Genomic DNA, 13,929 nt, shown 5'->3' with positions numbered 1-13,929 from the left:
CGAGATTTATTTCAAAACTTTTTCTCACTGTAATTTTTTTAGTAATTGTAATAATTGATGTTGTTCTTCTACATTTAAATTTTGAAACTGCTCCGCTTGGAACGTTTCTTGAGGCGGGACGATTTCTTCATATAAAACTTTTCCCTTTTCTGTTAACGAAATATATTTTGTAGTACCTTCTTGTTCACGACGAATCCACTCTAGCTGCTCCATTTTATTTAAAAGCTGCGTGATATTTCCCTTCGTAACAAATAGTTTATTTCCAAGCTCTTGCTGCGTTAGACGATTATGCCCTCCAACTTGAGCCAGTACATCAAACTGAGCGGCAGATACATTCCATTCTTTCAAATGCTGATTCGTCTCACGAATACTTTTGTTATAAAAACGTGATAAACGAAACCATAATAGTAATCCGAGTCTATCTTCTGTTTTCATTCTATCACCTCGCTCGTTTCATACCAATAGTTTAGAACTAAACTTTATAAAAGTCAATCACTTACTTATAGTAAACAACAAAGAAAGCACAGTGCCATTTCTCCACTATGCTTTACATTAACTTTCTATTTTTATATTCATCTAACTTCCTCTCCGCGAACTTCCTCGCATCTTTCTCAATCCATCTATCTTCGTACAATTCACTTCCAACATACAATATTTCGCTCTTATGCTGCATCGCATGGCGAAATTCATGCAGTAGTGTTTTGAGCACTTGCTCATACTCTTCCCACATACAAACAAAAATTAATTGTTTTTCTTTATGATAAAAACCACCTACTGGGAATAAAAATTCCTCTTCTTCTTCTCCTAACGATAGAAGCACATGATTCGCATCACACGTATCACAAAAAATAACTGGCGTTTTACATACTTCAATCAATGAAAACAAATCAGCTCTAAGCCTTTTGACATCCCAAGGAAGCTCCGAATCCAACACATACCAATTCTCCACCTGTTGATATACATTTTGAAACTGGAGTTCCATTTCTCTTTATTCCCCTTTCCAAGCACCCTTTTTCTATATGTATGCCACAATATGGTAAATATTAAACGTATTCTTTCATCCTTGAAAAAATGCCAATAAAAAAGGAATCTATGTCGACATAGATCCCTTTTCCGTAATCACTTTTTTTTCATCATTTTTTTTAATACAAAGTAACCAATTGCACAAACAATAGCAGCAAGTGCAAAGTATTTCACATATGGCCCAGCTACTTTATTAATACTTTCCCACTCTGTTCCTAATTTAAAACCTAAATATACAAATACAATTGACCATGGAATAACAGCTAATGTAGTTAGCGTAATAAACTTAGCATGTGACATTTTTGCAATACCCGCTGGTATCGAAATAGCATGACGCACCACAGGAATAAAACGAGCAGTAAAAATAACACCAGTTCCGTAACGATTAAACCAAGCTTCAGCATAATCAATATGTTTCTTTTGAATTAAAATATATTTGCCATATCGCTCAAGAACAGGTCTTCCTCCATATCGACCAATCCAATAAATGAATAGTTGTGCAATTACACCACCAATTGTACCGAACGCGACAGCGCCCCAAAATGTAATACTTCCTGTTGATACTAAATAACCTGCATAAGATAATACGATTTCACTTGGGATAACCTCTAGCATTAATCCAAGCATAATCCCCCAATAACCAAGCCCTTCTAGAAAAACTAAAACAGAATGAATCAACTCTCCTAACATCATGTACCTCTCTTTACTGTTTCATTGCAAAAAATAAAAGTACAAGCAGGAAATATCTCGTACTTTTATTTTTTAAATTTAGTTAGCCTTTGTATCCCACTTAAAGATTTTATTTAAAAATTTATATACATTCTTTGACTCTTTCGTCAGAAGTGGACCTAAAATCGATAGTATAAGCACGTATAGTGCTGAGAATGGTTTCAGTACTGACATTAAACCACCCGCGATACCGATATTAGCCATAATGATGGAGAATTCTCCTCTTGAAACGATTGTTAATCCAATATTTGTTGACGCTTTATGAGATAATCCAGCTTGTCGCCCTGCAATCATCCCTGCAACAAAGTTACCGATGATTGTAAGAAGGACAGCACCTAACGTTAACCATATCGCTCCGCCTAATGAAAACGGATCAATACTTAATCCGAAACTGAAGAAGAAAATAGCTCCGAAAAAGTCTCTAAATGGAACAACGAGATGTTCAATTCTGTCACTATGTTCTGTCTCAGAGAAAACTAATCCTAAAAGAAGTGCTCCAATTGCTTCGGCAACGTGAATTGTTTCTGAAAATCCTGCGATAAAGAATAACGAAGCAAATACTACAATAATGAAAATTTCATCTGAGCTAATATTAAGCAATTTATTTAATAACGGCGTTGCCTTTCTAGCTACAATAAAGAATAGAAGCATGTATCCTAAAGCAATTCCAATTGAAGTAAGAGCACCTAGGAAGGAAGCATGATCTCCTAGAACTAAACCTGATACAACTGATAAATATACAGCAAGGAATATATCCTCGAACATAATAATTCCTAAAATTAATTCGGTCTCATTATTACCAGTTCTTCTTAAATCCACTAACACTTTAGCAACGATAGCACTAGAAGAAATCGTAATAATACCCGCAATAATTAAGATTTCTAGTAAAGGGAATCCCATTATAAATCCGTATAATAAGCCAAGTGAAAAGTTAATTAAAATATAGATTGTTCCGCCAATCGCAATAGAACGTCCAGATTTAATTAGTTTTTTCATCGAAAACTCTAGTCCTAGATAGAACAGAAGGAACAGAACCCCAATCCGTCCAAGGAAGGAAATGACACTTGCACTTTCAATAAACTTGAAATCGATAACACCTATTGTCGGCGCATGTGGTCCCACTAACATCCCAAGAACAATTAGAAACGGAATTACTGAGAATTTAAACTTTCCAGCAATTACTGCTGCAATTGCAACTAACACTAACGCTGTACCAACTTCAAAAATTAACGTATCCATCTAGTCAGTCCCCCTATTCGAAAGTAACTCATTAATAATCTTTTTAATTTCGTCTCTCTCACCTGAAACTACAAGCATATCGCCTTCTTCAATTACCGTTTCTGGCCCTGGATTAAATAGCTTTTTCATATTCTTTTTCATAACTGCAATGATCGTTACGCTATATGTTTTTCTTATTTCAAGATCACCGATTGTTTTTCCAAGTGCCGGAGCTGCATTCTCCACCTTGAACCACTCAATTGCTAAACCTTCAAAGACCATCTCAACATTTTCTAATGCTCTAGGCTTATATACCATTCCACCTAATATTGCTGCAATTTGTCTTGCCTCTGAGTCACGTAATGAAATACTTGAGATACTTTCTTCATGATCTGAATCAAAATGATACATTTCTCTACGTCCATCATCATGAATGACAATCACCATCTTTTCGTTACCTTTCGTAACGATTTGAAACTTATAGCCAATACCTGGAAGTTCACTTTCTCTAATATTCATATTTAGCTCCTCCACAACATTTTTTATTTAAATTTTCTGTTTTTCTGTCTTTTATTCATCCAATCAACTTTAGAAATCCTAACCATTCAGGATACATGTGAGTTGGAAATCTTTTATTGTAATAATAAGTGGCTCCTAAAAAGATACTTAAAGATGTAATGATAAAAAATATATTACTTCTCATTTTCAAACTTTTAAGGCTTACTTTCAATAAAGTTTCTTCTTTCAAATTATCCCCTCTTTCTTGCTTTACATTTAGTTTTTTAAAATGTAAATAATTCTAAAAATATTACGATGTAACATAATCATAACACAAAATATGTTTATGTCACATAATTTTTTAGAAAAATTGATTCTCATATATTTTTTGCATATAATTTTCTTATTACGGAAAAAAGGAAGTGTATTATATGGTTGATATCTTTAGCAGATTCCTTGAGGTAACGAATAATATTTTATGGTCATATATTCTTATTGCAATGCTAATCGGCTTCGGTCTTTATTTCTCTTTTAAATTGAAGTTTGTCCAAATTACTCATTTCGGTGAGATGGTCGGTTTAATTAGTAAAGGGTTTAATCGGAAAGAAAAAAAGAAAGATAGCATCTCTCCATTCCAAGCATTTTGCTTAAGTGCAGCAGCACGTATCGGTATCGGGAACTTAGCTGGTGTAGCATTAGCCATTTCAATGGGTGGACCTGGCGCAGTATTTTGGATGTGGTTTATCGCTATCCTTGGAGCAGCTACTAGTTTCGTAGAATGTACGCTCGCGCAAATTTATAAAGTAAAAGATGGAAGCAGGTTCCGTGGTGGGCCAGCATATTACATGGAAAAAGGATTAAACAAACGCTGGATGGGTGTTTGGTTTTCACTGCTTATCACAGTTGCGTACGGATTAATTTTCAATTCTGTACAAGCAAACACAGTAACAATAGCATTTGAAAATGCTTTTGGACTAGAGCGCACTCTCGTAGGAGCTCTATTAGCTTTATTAGTGGCAGTTATTATTTTTGGTGGTATTAAGAGCATTTCACGTATTACAGAAATAATTGTTCCTCCAATGGCAATCATTTATATTGGTGTGGCTATTTTTGTCGTTATTAACAACTTCACCATGTTACCAAGTATTTTTGCAGAAATTTTTAACAGTGCATTCGGTTTAGACCAAGCTATCGCTGGTGGTATTGGAGCAGCAATCAAGTTCGGAATTCAGCGCGGTCTATTCGCGACAGAAGCCGGTATGGGTAGCTCTCCTAATGCAGCAGCAACTTCAGATGTATCTCACCCTGTAAAACAAGGACTTGTTCAAGCATTAGGAGTGTTCGTAGACACATTCTTAGTATGTACATCAACAGCATTTATCGTATTATGTTCTGGACTGTACAAAGGAACAAATTTACAAGGTATTGAATTAACACAGCAAGCATTAAGTTCACAAATCGGACCGTGGGCAAGCACTTTCTTAGCGATTATTATTTTCCTATTCGCTTTCAGTTCTTTACTAGGGAACTACTATTATGGTGAAACAAACATCGCATTCATTAAAGAAAGCAAAACATGGTTAATGATTTATCGCGTTGCAGTTGTCGGAATGGTATTCTTCGGATCAATCGCTGCCCTTCAAACAGTTTGGAGTTTAGCTGATTTATTCATGGGACTAATGGTATTCACAAACTTAATTGCCATCTCATTCCTTAGCAAATTCGCCTACGCAGCATTAGTAGACTATATGAAGCAAAAGAAACAAGGAAAAGACCCTGTCTTCGTTGCAAGTTCTATCCCTGGCTTACAGAATACAGAGTGCTGGGATGGACAGGATATAGAAGAGAAGCAAAAGGCTGTATAATAATTAAAAGCGGAAGCGGCTCGTTTAGAACAAGAGCTATATCAAACAAAATCCCTATTACTCAACAGTAATAGGGATTTTTATTTATAACAGTTCATAATTTGTTCAAATTAATTCCAGCAAAAGGGTTGATTTATACAAATTACTAGATTATAATAATTATAAATTAGTAATTGATATAACATAACAACTCAAAAGGAGATTGATCATAATGAACAAACAAGTAATCGAAGTATTAAACAAACAAGTAGCAGACTGGAGCGTTTTATTCACAAAATTACACAACTTCCATTGGTACGTAAAAGGACCTCAATTCTTCACATTACATGAGAAATTCGAAGAACTATACACAGAATCAGCTACTCACATCGATGAAATTGCAGAACGTATTTTAGCAATCGGTGGTAAACCAGTAGCGACTATGAAAGAATACCTAGAAATCTCTACTATTCAAGAAGCAGCTTACGGAGAAACTGCAGAAGGAATGGTTGAAGCAATCATGAAAGACTACGAAATGATGCTAGTCGAACTGAAAAAAGGCATGGAAATTGCTCAAAACTCTGACGACGAAATGACATCTGACCTACTACTAGGCATCTACACAGAACTAGAAAAACACGCTTGGATGCTACGCGCGTTCTTGAATCAATAATATATTTAAAAGCGGAAGCGGCTCGTTCAGAACAGGAGGGTGTTGGAACTCCTGATTACGAGGCGCTTTTTGCCTCGAATGAAGGAGTGAAACAACCGACTGTTCTAGCCGCTGGAGCTGGATATCACTTAAAAGCGGAAGCGGCTCGTTCAGAACAGGAGGGTGTTGGAACTCCTGATTACGAGGCGCTTTTTGCCTCGAATGAAGGAGTGAAACAACCGACTGTTCTAGCCGCTGGAGCTGGATATCACTTAAAAGCGGAAGCGGCTCGTTCAGAACAGGAGGGTGTTGGAACTCCTGATTACGAGGCGCTTTTTGCCTCGAATGAAGGAGTGAAACAACCGACTGTTCTAGCCGCTGGAGCTGGATATCACTTAAAAGCGGAGGTGACTTGCTCAGAACAAAAGGGCATTGGAGCTCCTGACGAAGAGGCGCTTTTTGCCTCACAGGAAGGCGCGAAATGACCGACTGTTCTAGTCACCGGAGCTGGATAATACTTAAAGCGGAAGCGGCTCGTTCAGAGTCGCTTTTTTCTATGAGGGGATTGCACATGCTGATACATGAAATTATATCAACGATTTTTTCATTATATCGACGATTCGACACAGGATATCGACTTACCGACAAATCACGACAATATCAGCGCCCCTCTCCTCTACTTTTATCAATATATTACAATCCCTTTTATGTTAAAATATAGGTAACACCTTTTAGTAAAATAGACCCAAAAGCTTTTCCATATTCATCATTTACTACTTAAATGGCGGGAGTGGTTCAGTTGAAAGACTACTTAATTAGAGCATTTTTTGCGTTAATAACAGTTGGGATTGTCTTACTTATAGCTAATATTTTCAATATACGTGTCGAGGTGAAAGACTATGCTTTCCTCGTTGTTGTAGCAATTGGTGGCGGCTGGGGTGGCTGGTACCTGTATAAAAAACAAAGTAATCAAAGTGATAAAGGCATTCCAAAATAATACGGAATGCCTTCTTTTATTGCCGTCTATAATAAAGTGAAACTTTAATCAGTGGGGGTTTTGTTCATCCCCCACTGATTATCAGCCCTCACCAATCGGACTTTTATGGGCAGTTGATCCCCCACCTAACTTCTTTGCTTTCGCTGAATTTTGAGGTGGGGGTCTTACTGCCCATTAAAGCGGGATAAATAATAAAATTCAAACCGCTAATACAACCAATCGCAATAAACATGCTAAAACTCTGTGCATCTCCACCTAAATTATACTCATCGACGATAAACCCAGACATAAACAACGTTATCGCAGAAACACCGATACATAATATCGAGATAAACCAAAGCGAAAATTCATTAATTAGCTCTTTTTTCTGTGTTGAAACAATTAGCATAACAAGAAGGGATGTTGCTAATATACTTTTAAAAACAGGACGTAAATACACAAACTCCTCCATCTGTTTCTCCTCTTCCAAAAACATTATATCTCAACATTAATATATTTAACCAAATTAAAAAACACATGCCTTTTCAAGATAAAATGACATGTGTTTCCAAAAATCTCTATAATTTTGTATTATGATAACTGTTTCCACTTCGTTCCTAAAACAGGACGCTCGTAATTTTGGATTTCATGAATTAGTTTATCTGCCGTCTCAGCTGAAACAATCAACTCTTTATTAGATGGGTTCATAAACCCTTCTTCTGCTGCACGTTCAACCATTTGCAGGATTGGTCCGTAAAAGCCTTTTATATTCAATAAACCAACCGGCTTATTATGTATACCAATTTGTGACCAACATACAACTTCAAATAGCTCTTCAAACGTTCCATATCCGCCTGGTAATGCAATAAAGGCATCCGCAAGCTCTGCCATTTTCGCTTTACGTTCATGCATCGTTTCTACTTCAATTAGTTCCGTTAACCCTGTATGTACAATTTCTCCTCGGAATAGACCGCGCGGCATAACACCTGTTACACGCCCGCCTAAACGAAGAACTTCATTTGCTACTTCTCCCATTAATCCAACGCATGAACCGCCGTATACGAGCTCATAATCGTTCTCAACAAACATTTTTCCTAACGCTATTGCTTGCTCTTTAAATTCTGGTCTCTCCCCTAAGTTGGAACCTGCAAACACACAAATCTTTCTCATCCCTACACCCCGAAACTATATATTGTTATGATACAATGAATATTGTACAACATATTGAAGGGATGAGGAAGAAATGGATATCGTCGCATTTCAAAGATGGGTGGAGGAATTTTACGAAAAACGAAGCTGGTCACAGTATAATTCCTTTATTCGCTTAAATTTCTTAACAGAGGAAGTTGGGGAAGTTTCACGAGTTGTTCGTGCCATTGAAATCGGCCGTGATCGCCCTGATGAAGACGCGAAAACAGAAGAAGAGCTAAAACAAGAGTTAAAAGAAGAACTTGGTGACGTACTATCTAATCTTATTATTCTTTCACAAAAATATGATTTAGATTTACAAGACATTATGGAAGCACACGTCACAAAGCTTTCAAAAAGGTTCGAGACATCCAAATGAGAATATTATCAATTATGGTATAATATTCTTGTCACAATACTAAGGGGGATTTTATGTTATCTAAAAAATTGCACGACGCATTAAACGATCAAATGAACTTTGAATTTTACTCTGCCCACGCTTATATGGCAATGGCTGCTTACTGTACGGCGGAGAGCTATGATGGATTCGCTAACTTTTTCCTTGTACAAGCTGAAGAAGAACGCTTCCACGCAATGAAGCTTTACAACTACATTAACGACCGCGGTGAGCGCGCTATTGTTACTGGATTTGATAATCCAAATAACGAATATGAATCTGTACTGAACGCTTTTGAAGTCGCACTTGAGCACGAGCGTGAAGTAACGAAGCGTATTTACAACTTATCTGATATCGCTTGGGATGAGCGTGAACACGCAACAATTACATTCTTAAAATGGTTCGTCGATGAGCAAGTAGAAGAAGAAGCTTCATTCGATAGCATCATCCAAAAATTAAAACGTATTACAAGCGATTCAAACGCACTATTTATGCTAGATGCTGAATTAGAGAAACGTACATTTACGCCTCCAGCTGAATAGTATTTCAATCACCTTAATGAATGTATTAAGGTGATTTTTTGATCTCTTCTCTCAGATTAATAATCTTAGCCAAATCCTTCTTATAAAAACTTGAAACCTTTTCAACAAAGTTACTATGAGCAAACGTCCCATCGCCTTCTTCTACTATACTTAAATATCCATGTATGAATTTCAAAAAGGTTCTAGCATCTTCACCAGTTAAACGATTAATGTTATCTATAACCTCATCAAATTCCTTCAAACTATCCTGTTCTTTCACCCTAATTCCCCCTCTCCACACTATTTATCATATCAAAACAAAAAAAGTCGTTCATCCCTCTAGGCGAGAGACAAACGACTTCTTTACCGTTTTATTAAAGCATAACCCCAACGATAATCGCTGATAATATACTTACTAACGTTGCACCGTATACAAGTTTTAGTCCGAATGAAGATACAACGTTTGCTTGTTTGCCATCGATACTCTTCGTTGCACCTGCGATAATTCCGATTGATGAGAAGTTCGCAAATGATACAAGGAAGATAGATAAAATACCTACTGTACGAGCTGATAAATCACCAGCTACTTTTCCAAGGTCAAGCATTGCAACGAATTCGTTCGTTACTAATTTCGTTGCCATAATTTGTCCTGCTGTTAGCATCTCTGATGTTGGAATACCCATTACGAATGCTAATGGTGAGAAGACATATCCTAAAATGCTTTGGAATGTGATTCCGAAAATTGAATCGAATACACCGTTAATTGCTGTAATTAATGCTACGAAACCGATTAACATCGCCGCTACTGTTACAGCGATAGAGAAACCAAGCATAATATATTCGCCTAACATTTCAAAGAATGTTTGTTTTTTATCTTCTTGTAATTCTAAAATATCGTCTTCTTCTTTTACTTCATATGGATTAATGATATGAACGATAATGAATCCACTGAATAAGTTTAATACAAGTGCTGTTACTACATATTTTGGATCAATCATTTTCATGTAAGAACCGACGATTGACATCGATACTGTCGACATGGAAGATGCACAAAGTGTGTATAAACGATTTTTCGGTAATTTGCTTAATTGATCTTTTACTGTAATGAATACTTCCCCTTGACCAACAATCGCAGCTGCTACTGCATTATATGATTCTAGTTTTCCTAAGCCGTTAATTTTACTTAATAGGAAACCGACTGCACGAATGATAATCGGTAATACTTTAATGTGTTGCAGAATCCCAATTAGTACTGCTAAGAAAATAATTGGTAATAATACTGTTAAGAAGAATGGTGCTTGTCCATCATTTGCTAGACCACCAAATACGAAATTAACCCCTGCTTCCGCAAATTTTAAAATAGCGCCAAACCCATCTGCGATCCCTTTTACTAACACAAATCCGACCTTTGTATTTAGTAAGAAATACGCAAGTACCAATTGAATGACAAGCATAAGTGCAATTGGTTTATATTTAATTTTCTTACGATCTGAACTGATAAGGAACCCTAGTACAAACACTACAAGTAAACCGACTAGGAACATTACTATTTTCATATGTGAATCCTCCACTTCTCCCACGAGTTATTGGTCGTATAACGTATAACGAATGACGTCTGACCATTGATGTTAAAAAAATTCAAAACCCCTAAATACTATTCAACTGTTATCTAAAATCAGTAAGCGTTTACATAAATTGCAATTTATAAAAGGTAGCTTCTTCTCTCCTACCATATTTGAAGGTCTGAAATTGATACCACCTACAAATCAAATTGTAAGCGTTATCTAATCGAAATGCAATATAAATTTTAAAAGATTTTTATATGTTAATATATTCCTAAATAATTGGTTTTTTCATGCAAATTTACCATAAAAAATAACCCTAGCTATGAGCTAGGGCCATCTTTGTTTATAACATAACACCAACGATAATCGCTGATAGAATACTTACTAATGTCGCACCGTACACAAGGCGTAGACCGAATGATGATACAACATTTGATTGGTTTTCATCGATACCTTTCGTTGCACCTGCAATAATTCCGATTGATGAGAAGTTCGCAAATGATACAAGGAATACAGAAAGAATACCAACTGTACGAGCTGATAAGTCACCAGCTACTTTTCCAAGATCAAGCATCGCAACAAACTCGTTTGATACTAATTTTGTTGCCATAATTTGTCCCGCTGTTACCATCTCTGCTTGCGGGATACCCATTACGAATGCCAATGGTGAGAAAATGTATCCTAAAATAGCCTGGAATGTAATACCGAACATGGAATCAAACAAGCTATTGATTGCTGTAATTAATGCTACAAAACCAAGTAACATTGCCGCTACTGTGATCGCGATTGTGAAACCAAGCATAATATATTCGCTTAACATTTCAAAGAATGATTGTTTTTTCTTATTTTCTAATTTCAGTGTATCTTCTTCTTCTGTAATATCGTACGGGTTAATAATATGAATAATAATGAAACCACTAAATAAATTTAATACAAGTGCTGTTACTACATATTTCGGTTCGATCATTTTCATATAAGAACCAACGATTGACATTGATACTGTCGACATGGAAGATGCACATAATGTATATAAACGATGTTTTGGGATTTTACTTAATTGATCTTTTACTGTAATAAATACTTCTGCTTGCCCAACAATTGCAGCTGCTACTGCGTTATATGATTCTAGTTTTCCTAGACCATTGACTTTACTTAACAACGTACCAATAGCACGAATAAATACCGGTAAAATTTTAAAGTGTTGCAGAATTCCGATTAAAACGGCAAAGAATACGATTGGTAATAGCGCCGTTAAGAAGAATGAAACCTCTCCTTTATTAACAAGACCGCCAAATACGAAAACGATTCCAGCTTCCGCATATCCAAGCAGCGCGCCAAATCCATCTGAAATTCCTTTTACTAAAATATAACCAACTTGCGTATTTAATAAGAAATAACTTAACACTAGCTGAATAACAAGCATGATTGCGATTGGTTTATACTTAATCTTCTTTCGATCGGCACTTATAAGAAAACCGAGTACGAATACAACGAGCAATCCTACAAGAAACATAACAAACTTCATTAATAAAATCCTCCATTTAACTCTTCATTAACGTTGAACGTCTGACCATTCAAAATAAGAAATAATCCGAACTTTCCATTTCTCCTCAAAAACCTTCAATCGGATAGAAAAGACCATAAAATCTCTTGTTTCAAAGGCATTTTCCATTCTAACATAAATCACAACTCATATCCGCACTTTTCTTAAAAAAATTACATTTTATTATAAAACACTCATGAATGTTCGTCTTTTACTACCCATAAATATCTTTATAAAACAAAAAAATGAGCATCAAGTTTCACTTGATGCTCACCTCATTATACTGCTTTTTCTTTATCAGCTACCGCTGGCTTATCCCAACACTCTGTATTGTTCAAACCTGGAATAGACTCCGCATAAAAGACTGGATCTTTCCCTTGTTTCTTTTGCTTAATATAATCTGATAACGCTGCGAAAGCGTACTTAGAAAGGAATACAATTGCTACTAAGTTAATAACAGCCATAATTCCCATAAATAAATCTGCTAAATCCCAAACGATTTGAATTGTCGCTACAGATCCTAGCATAACCATACCAAGTACAGCAATGCGGTATGCATTTAATAACACTTTACTTCCATTTAAGAACTCAATATTTGTTTCACCATAGTAGTAGTTACCTACTAATGAACTGAATGCAAATAAGAAGATTGCAACCGCTACAAATATAGATGCCCACGGTCCAATATGTTGGCTTAATGCTTGCTGCGTTAATTGAATACCATTTAAATCAGCTGCATTATGCACATCTGATAAAAGAATAATAAATGCTGTACAACTACAAATTAATAATGTATCTGTAAATACCCCTAAAGTTTGAATGAAACCTTGTTTAACTGGGTGCGTTACGTTTGCAGTCGCAGCTGCGTTCGGCGCACTACCCATACCTGCTTCATTTGAGAATAATCCACGTTTTACCCCTAGTAAAATCGCAGCTCCTAATCCCCCGCCCACTACTTCTTTAATTCCAAATGCATGTAAGAAAATCTCTTTAAATACATACGGAATTGCCGTAATGTTTGTTACAACAACGAATAATGCCACTGCTACATAAATAATTGCCATTACTGGAACAATCATTTCAACCGCGCGTGCAATACGTTTTACTCCGCCGAAGATAATAACTGCAAGTAAACCAGCCATTACAAGACCTACTAATCTACTGTCTGTTTTGAATGCCCCATCAAAAGCAGCAGCTACAGTATTAGACTGTACAGCGTTAAAAATTAATCCGAAACTTACTGTTATTAAAACAGAGAAAATAGCTCCAAGCCAGCGCTTATTTAATCCTTTTTCCATATAATAAGCTGGTCCACCACGGAACGCATTCCCATCTTTTACTTTATAAATTTGCGCTAATGTGCTCTCTACAAATGCAGAAGCACCCCCAATTACCGCAATTAACCACATCCAAAATACCGCTCCTGGTCCACCTGCTGAAATTGCAATAGCTACACCAGCTAAGTTACCAGTACCTACACGAGAAGCTGTACTCATACAAAATGCTTGGAATGATGATACGCCGCTCTTCTCTTTTTGCGCTTTCCTCGTTTTCGAGCTTGCTCCATCCCCAAGCAAACGAATCATTTCACCGAAGTAACGAACTTGGACAAATTTCACACGGAATGAAAAGTAGAGCCCTAACCCAATTAACATCGCAATAATGACATATGACCAAAGGACATTATTTATATCCCCAATTACCTTAGCTAAAAAATCCATAATTGTATTGCCCCCTCTTCCTAACAATAAGAAAATTATATTCTAAAAACTTTT

Annotated in this window: 16 protein-coding genes and 1 pseudogene; 6 read left to right on the top strand and 11 right to left on the bottom strand. The window is 36.2% G+C overall.

The features are described from left to right. Nucleotides 1-24: 24 nt before the first annotated feature. The 5 genes from AABL52_RS02210 to AABL52_RS02190 all read right to left on the bottom strand — a co-directional run bounded on the left by AABL52_RS02210 (nucleotide 25) and on the right by AABL52_RS02190 (nucleotide 3,489). On the bottom strand, nucleotides 25-435 hold the full coding sequence (locus tag AABL52_RS02210; protein WP_000845463.1) for a MarR family winged helix-turn-helix transcriptional regulator: 411 nt from the start codon (nucleotides 433-435) through the stop codon (nucleotides 25-27). 112 nt (nucleotides 436-547) lie between these two features. After that, a complete protein-coding gene (locus AABL52_RS02205; RefSeq protein WP_340421518.1) occupies nucleotides 548-982 on the bottom strand; it encodes a DUF3920 family protein in 435 nt (144 codons plus the stop codon). Between the two features lie 137 nt (nucleotides 983-1,119). After that, nucleotides 1,120-1,713, bottom strand: a complete 594-nt coding sequence (locus AABL52_RS02200; RefSeq protein WP_000900204.1) for a DedA family protein — start codon at nucleotides 1,711-1,713, stop codon at nucleotides 1,120-1,122. Between the two features lie 78 nt (nucleotides 1,714-1,791). Continuing rightward, on the bottom strand, nucleotides 1,792-2,991 hold the full coding sequence (locus AABL52_RS02195) for a cation:proton antiporter (protein WP_000380217.1): 1,200 nt from the start codon (nucleotides 2,989-2,991) through the stop codon (nucleotides 1,792-1,794). Beyond that, on the bottom strand, nucleotides 2,992-3,489 hold the full coding sequence (locus AABL52_RS02190) for a cation:proton antiporter regulatory subunit (protein WP_001026070.1): 498 nt from the start codon (nucleotides 3,487-3,489) through the stop codon (nucleotides 2,992-2,994). It abuts the gene before it with no gap. A gap of 410 nt (nucleotides 3,490-3,899) precedes the next feature. Between AABL52_RS02190 and AABL52_RS02185 the strand changes: the two genes are divergently transcribed. From AABL52_RS02185 to AABL52_RS02170, 4 genes are all read left to right on the top strand, one after another. Beyond that, nucleotides 3,900-5,333 (top strand): alanine/glycine:cation symporter family protein, encoded by a 1,434-nt coding sequence (locus tag AABL52_RS02185; RefSeq protein WP_341518838.1) that lies wholly within the window; start codon nucleotides 3,900-3,902, stop codon nucleotides 5,331-5,333. 211 nt (nucleotides 5,334-5,544) lie between these two features. After that, nucleotides 5,545-5,985, top strand: a complete 441-nt coding sequence (locus AABL52_RS02180; protein ID WP_001041892.1) for a Dps family protein — start codon at nucleotides 5,545-5,547, stop codon at nucleotides 5,983-5,985. Next, nucleotides 5,955-6,449, top strand: coding sequence for a hypothetical protein (locus AABL52_RS02175; protein WP_341518837.1), 495 nt, complete (start codon nucleotides 5,955-5,957; stop codon nucleotides 6,447-6,449). The genes AABL52_RS02180 and AABL52_RS02175 overlap by 31 nt, the downstream gene beginning before the upstream one ends. 314 nt (nucleotides 6,450-6,763) lie before the next feature. Further along, the gene (locus AABL52_RS02170; protein WP_000656330.1) at nucleotides 6,764-6,961 is read left to right on the top strand and encodes a hypothetical protein; all 198 of its coding nucleotides are present in this window, start codon (nucleotides 6,764-6,766) and stop codon (nucleotides 6,959-6,961) included. A 184-nt stretch (nucleotides 6,962-7,145) separates the two neighbouring features. Here the strand turns inward: AABL52_RS02170 and AABL52_RS02165 are convergent. Continuing rightward, nucleotides 7,146-7,412: pseudogene (locus AABL52_RS02165) on the bottom strand (hypothetical protein); the annotation flags it as partial. Between the two features lie 119 nt (nucleotides 7,413-7,531). Next, the gene (locus tag AABL52_RS02160) at nucleotides 7,532-8,095 is read right to left on the bottom strand and encodes a TIGR00730 family Rossman fold protein (protein ID WP_002081194.1); all 564 of its coding nucleotides are present in this window, start codon (nucleotides 8,093-8,095) and stop codon (nucleotides 7,532-7,534) included. An 88-nt stretch (nucleotides 8,096-8,183) separates the two neighbouring features. Between AABL52_RS02160 and AABL52_RS02155 the strand changes: the two genes are divergently transcribed. Beyond that, a complete protein-coding gene (locus AABL52_RS02155) occupies nucleotides 8,184-8,507 on the top strand; it encodes a MazG nucleotide pyrophosphohydrolase domain-containing protein (protein ID WP_000355762.1) in 324 nt (107 codons plus the stop codon). 53 nt (nucleotides 8,508-8,560) lie between these two features. Next, on the top strand, nucleotides 8,561-9,067 hold the full coding sequence (locus AABL52_RS02150; protein ID WP_063261728.1) for a ferritin: 507 nt from the start codon (nucleotides 8,561-8,563) through the stop codon (nucleotides 9,065-9,067). Nucleotides 9,068-9,092: 25 nt separating this feature from the next. Here AABL52_RS02150 and AABL52_RS02145 read toward each other — a convergent pair whose 3' ends face one another. From AABL52_RS02145 to AABL52_RS02130, 4 genes are all read right to left on the bottom strand, one after another. Further along, nucleotides 9,093-9,326 (bottom strand): hypothetical protein, encoded by a 234-nt coding sequence (locus tag AABL52_RS02145; protein ID WP_341518836.1) that lies wholly within the window; start codon nucleotides 9,324-9,326, stop codon nucleotides 9,093-9,095. Nucleotides 9,327-9,420: 94 nt separating this feature from the next. Further along, nucleotides 9,421-10,602 carry a NupC/NupG family nucleoside CNT transporter gene (locus tag AABL52_RS02140; protein ID WP_000706847.1) on the bottom strand — a complete coding sequence of 394 codons (1,182 nt, stop codon included), beginning with the start codon at nucleotides 10,600-10,602 and terminating at the stop codon, nucleotides 9,421-9,423. A 352-nt stretch (nucleotides 10,603-10,954) separates the two neighbouring features. Next, nucleotides 10,955-12,136: a NupC/NupG family nucleoside CNT transporter gene (locus tag AABL52_RS02135; protein WP_000673855.1), complete on the bottom strand. Its 1,182-nt coding sequence runs from the start codon at nucleotides 12,134-12,136 to the stop codon at nucleotides 10,955-10,957. 296 nt (nucleotides 12,137-12,432) lie between these two features. Beyond that, nucleotides 12,433-13,875 (bottom strand): alanine/glycine:cation symporter family protein, encoded by a 1,443-nt coding sequence (locus AABL52_RS02130; protein WP_341518835.1) that lies wholly within the window; start codon nucleotides 13,873-13,875, stop codon nucleotides 12,433-12,435. Nucleotides 13,876-13,929 lie beyond the last annotated feature (54 nt).

The organism is Bacillus paramobilis, from assembly GCF_038096195.1.
GTDB lineage: Bacteria > Bacillota > Bacilli > Bacillales > Bacillaceae_G > Bacillus_A > Bacillus_A mobilis.
This window is presented reverse-complemented; position numbering and strand designations above follow the sequence as displayed.

Excerpts from the sequence above, each read along its gene's own strand:
- AABL52_RS02205 (WP_340421518.1), bottom strand. The coding sequence starts at position 982 with ATGGAACTCCAGTTTCAAAATGTATATCAACAGGTGGAGAATTGGTAT.
- AABL52_RS02200 (WP_000900204.1), bottom strand. The coding sequence starts at position 1,713 with ATGTTAGGAGAGTTGATTCATTCTGTTTTAGTTTTTCTAGAAGGGCTT.
- AABL52_RS02150 (WP_063261728.1), top strand. The coding sequence starts at position 8,561 with ATGTTATCTAAAAAATTGCACGACGCATTAAACGATCAAATGAACTTT.
- AABL52_RS02195 (WP_000380217.1), bottom strand. The coding sequence starts at position 2,991 with ATGGATACGTTAATTTTTGAAGTTGGTACAGCGTTAGTGTTAGTTGCA.
- AABL52_RS02130 (WP_341518835.1), bottom strand. The coding sequence starts at position 13,875 with ATGGATTTTTTAGCTAAGGTAATTGGGGATATAAATAATGTCCTTTGG.
- AABL52_RS02140 (WP_000706847.1), bottom strand. The coding sequence starts at position 10,602 with ATGAAAATAGTAATGTTCCTAGTCGGTTTACTTGTAGTGTTTGTACTA.
- AABL52_RS02180 (WP_001041892.1), top strand. The coding sequence starts at position 5,545 with ATGAACAAACAAGTAATCGAAGTATTAAACAAACAAGTAGCAGACTGG.
- AABL52_RS02135 (WP_000673855.1), bottom strand. The coding sequence starts at position 12,136 with ATGAAGTTTGTTATGTTTCTTGTAGGATTGCTCGTTGTATTCGTACTC.
- AABL52_RS02190 (WP_001026070.1), bottom strand. The coding sequence starts at position 3,489 with ATGAATATTAGAGAAAGTGAACTTCCAGGTATTGGCTATAAGTTTCAA.
- AABL52_RS02185 (WP_341518838.1), top strand. The coding sequence starts at position 3,900 with ATGGTTGATATCTTTAGCAGATTCCTTGAGGTAACGAATAATATTTTA.
- AABL52_RS02155 (WP_000355762.1), top strand. The coding sequence starts at position 8,184 with ATGGATATCGTCGCATTTCAAAGATGGGTGGAGGAATTTTACGAAAAA.
- AABL52_RS02210 (WP_000845463.1), bottom strand. The coding sequence starts at position 435 with ATGAAAACAGAAGATAGACTCGGATTACTATTATGGTTTCGTTTATCA.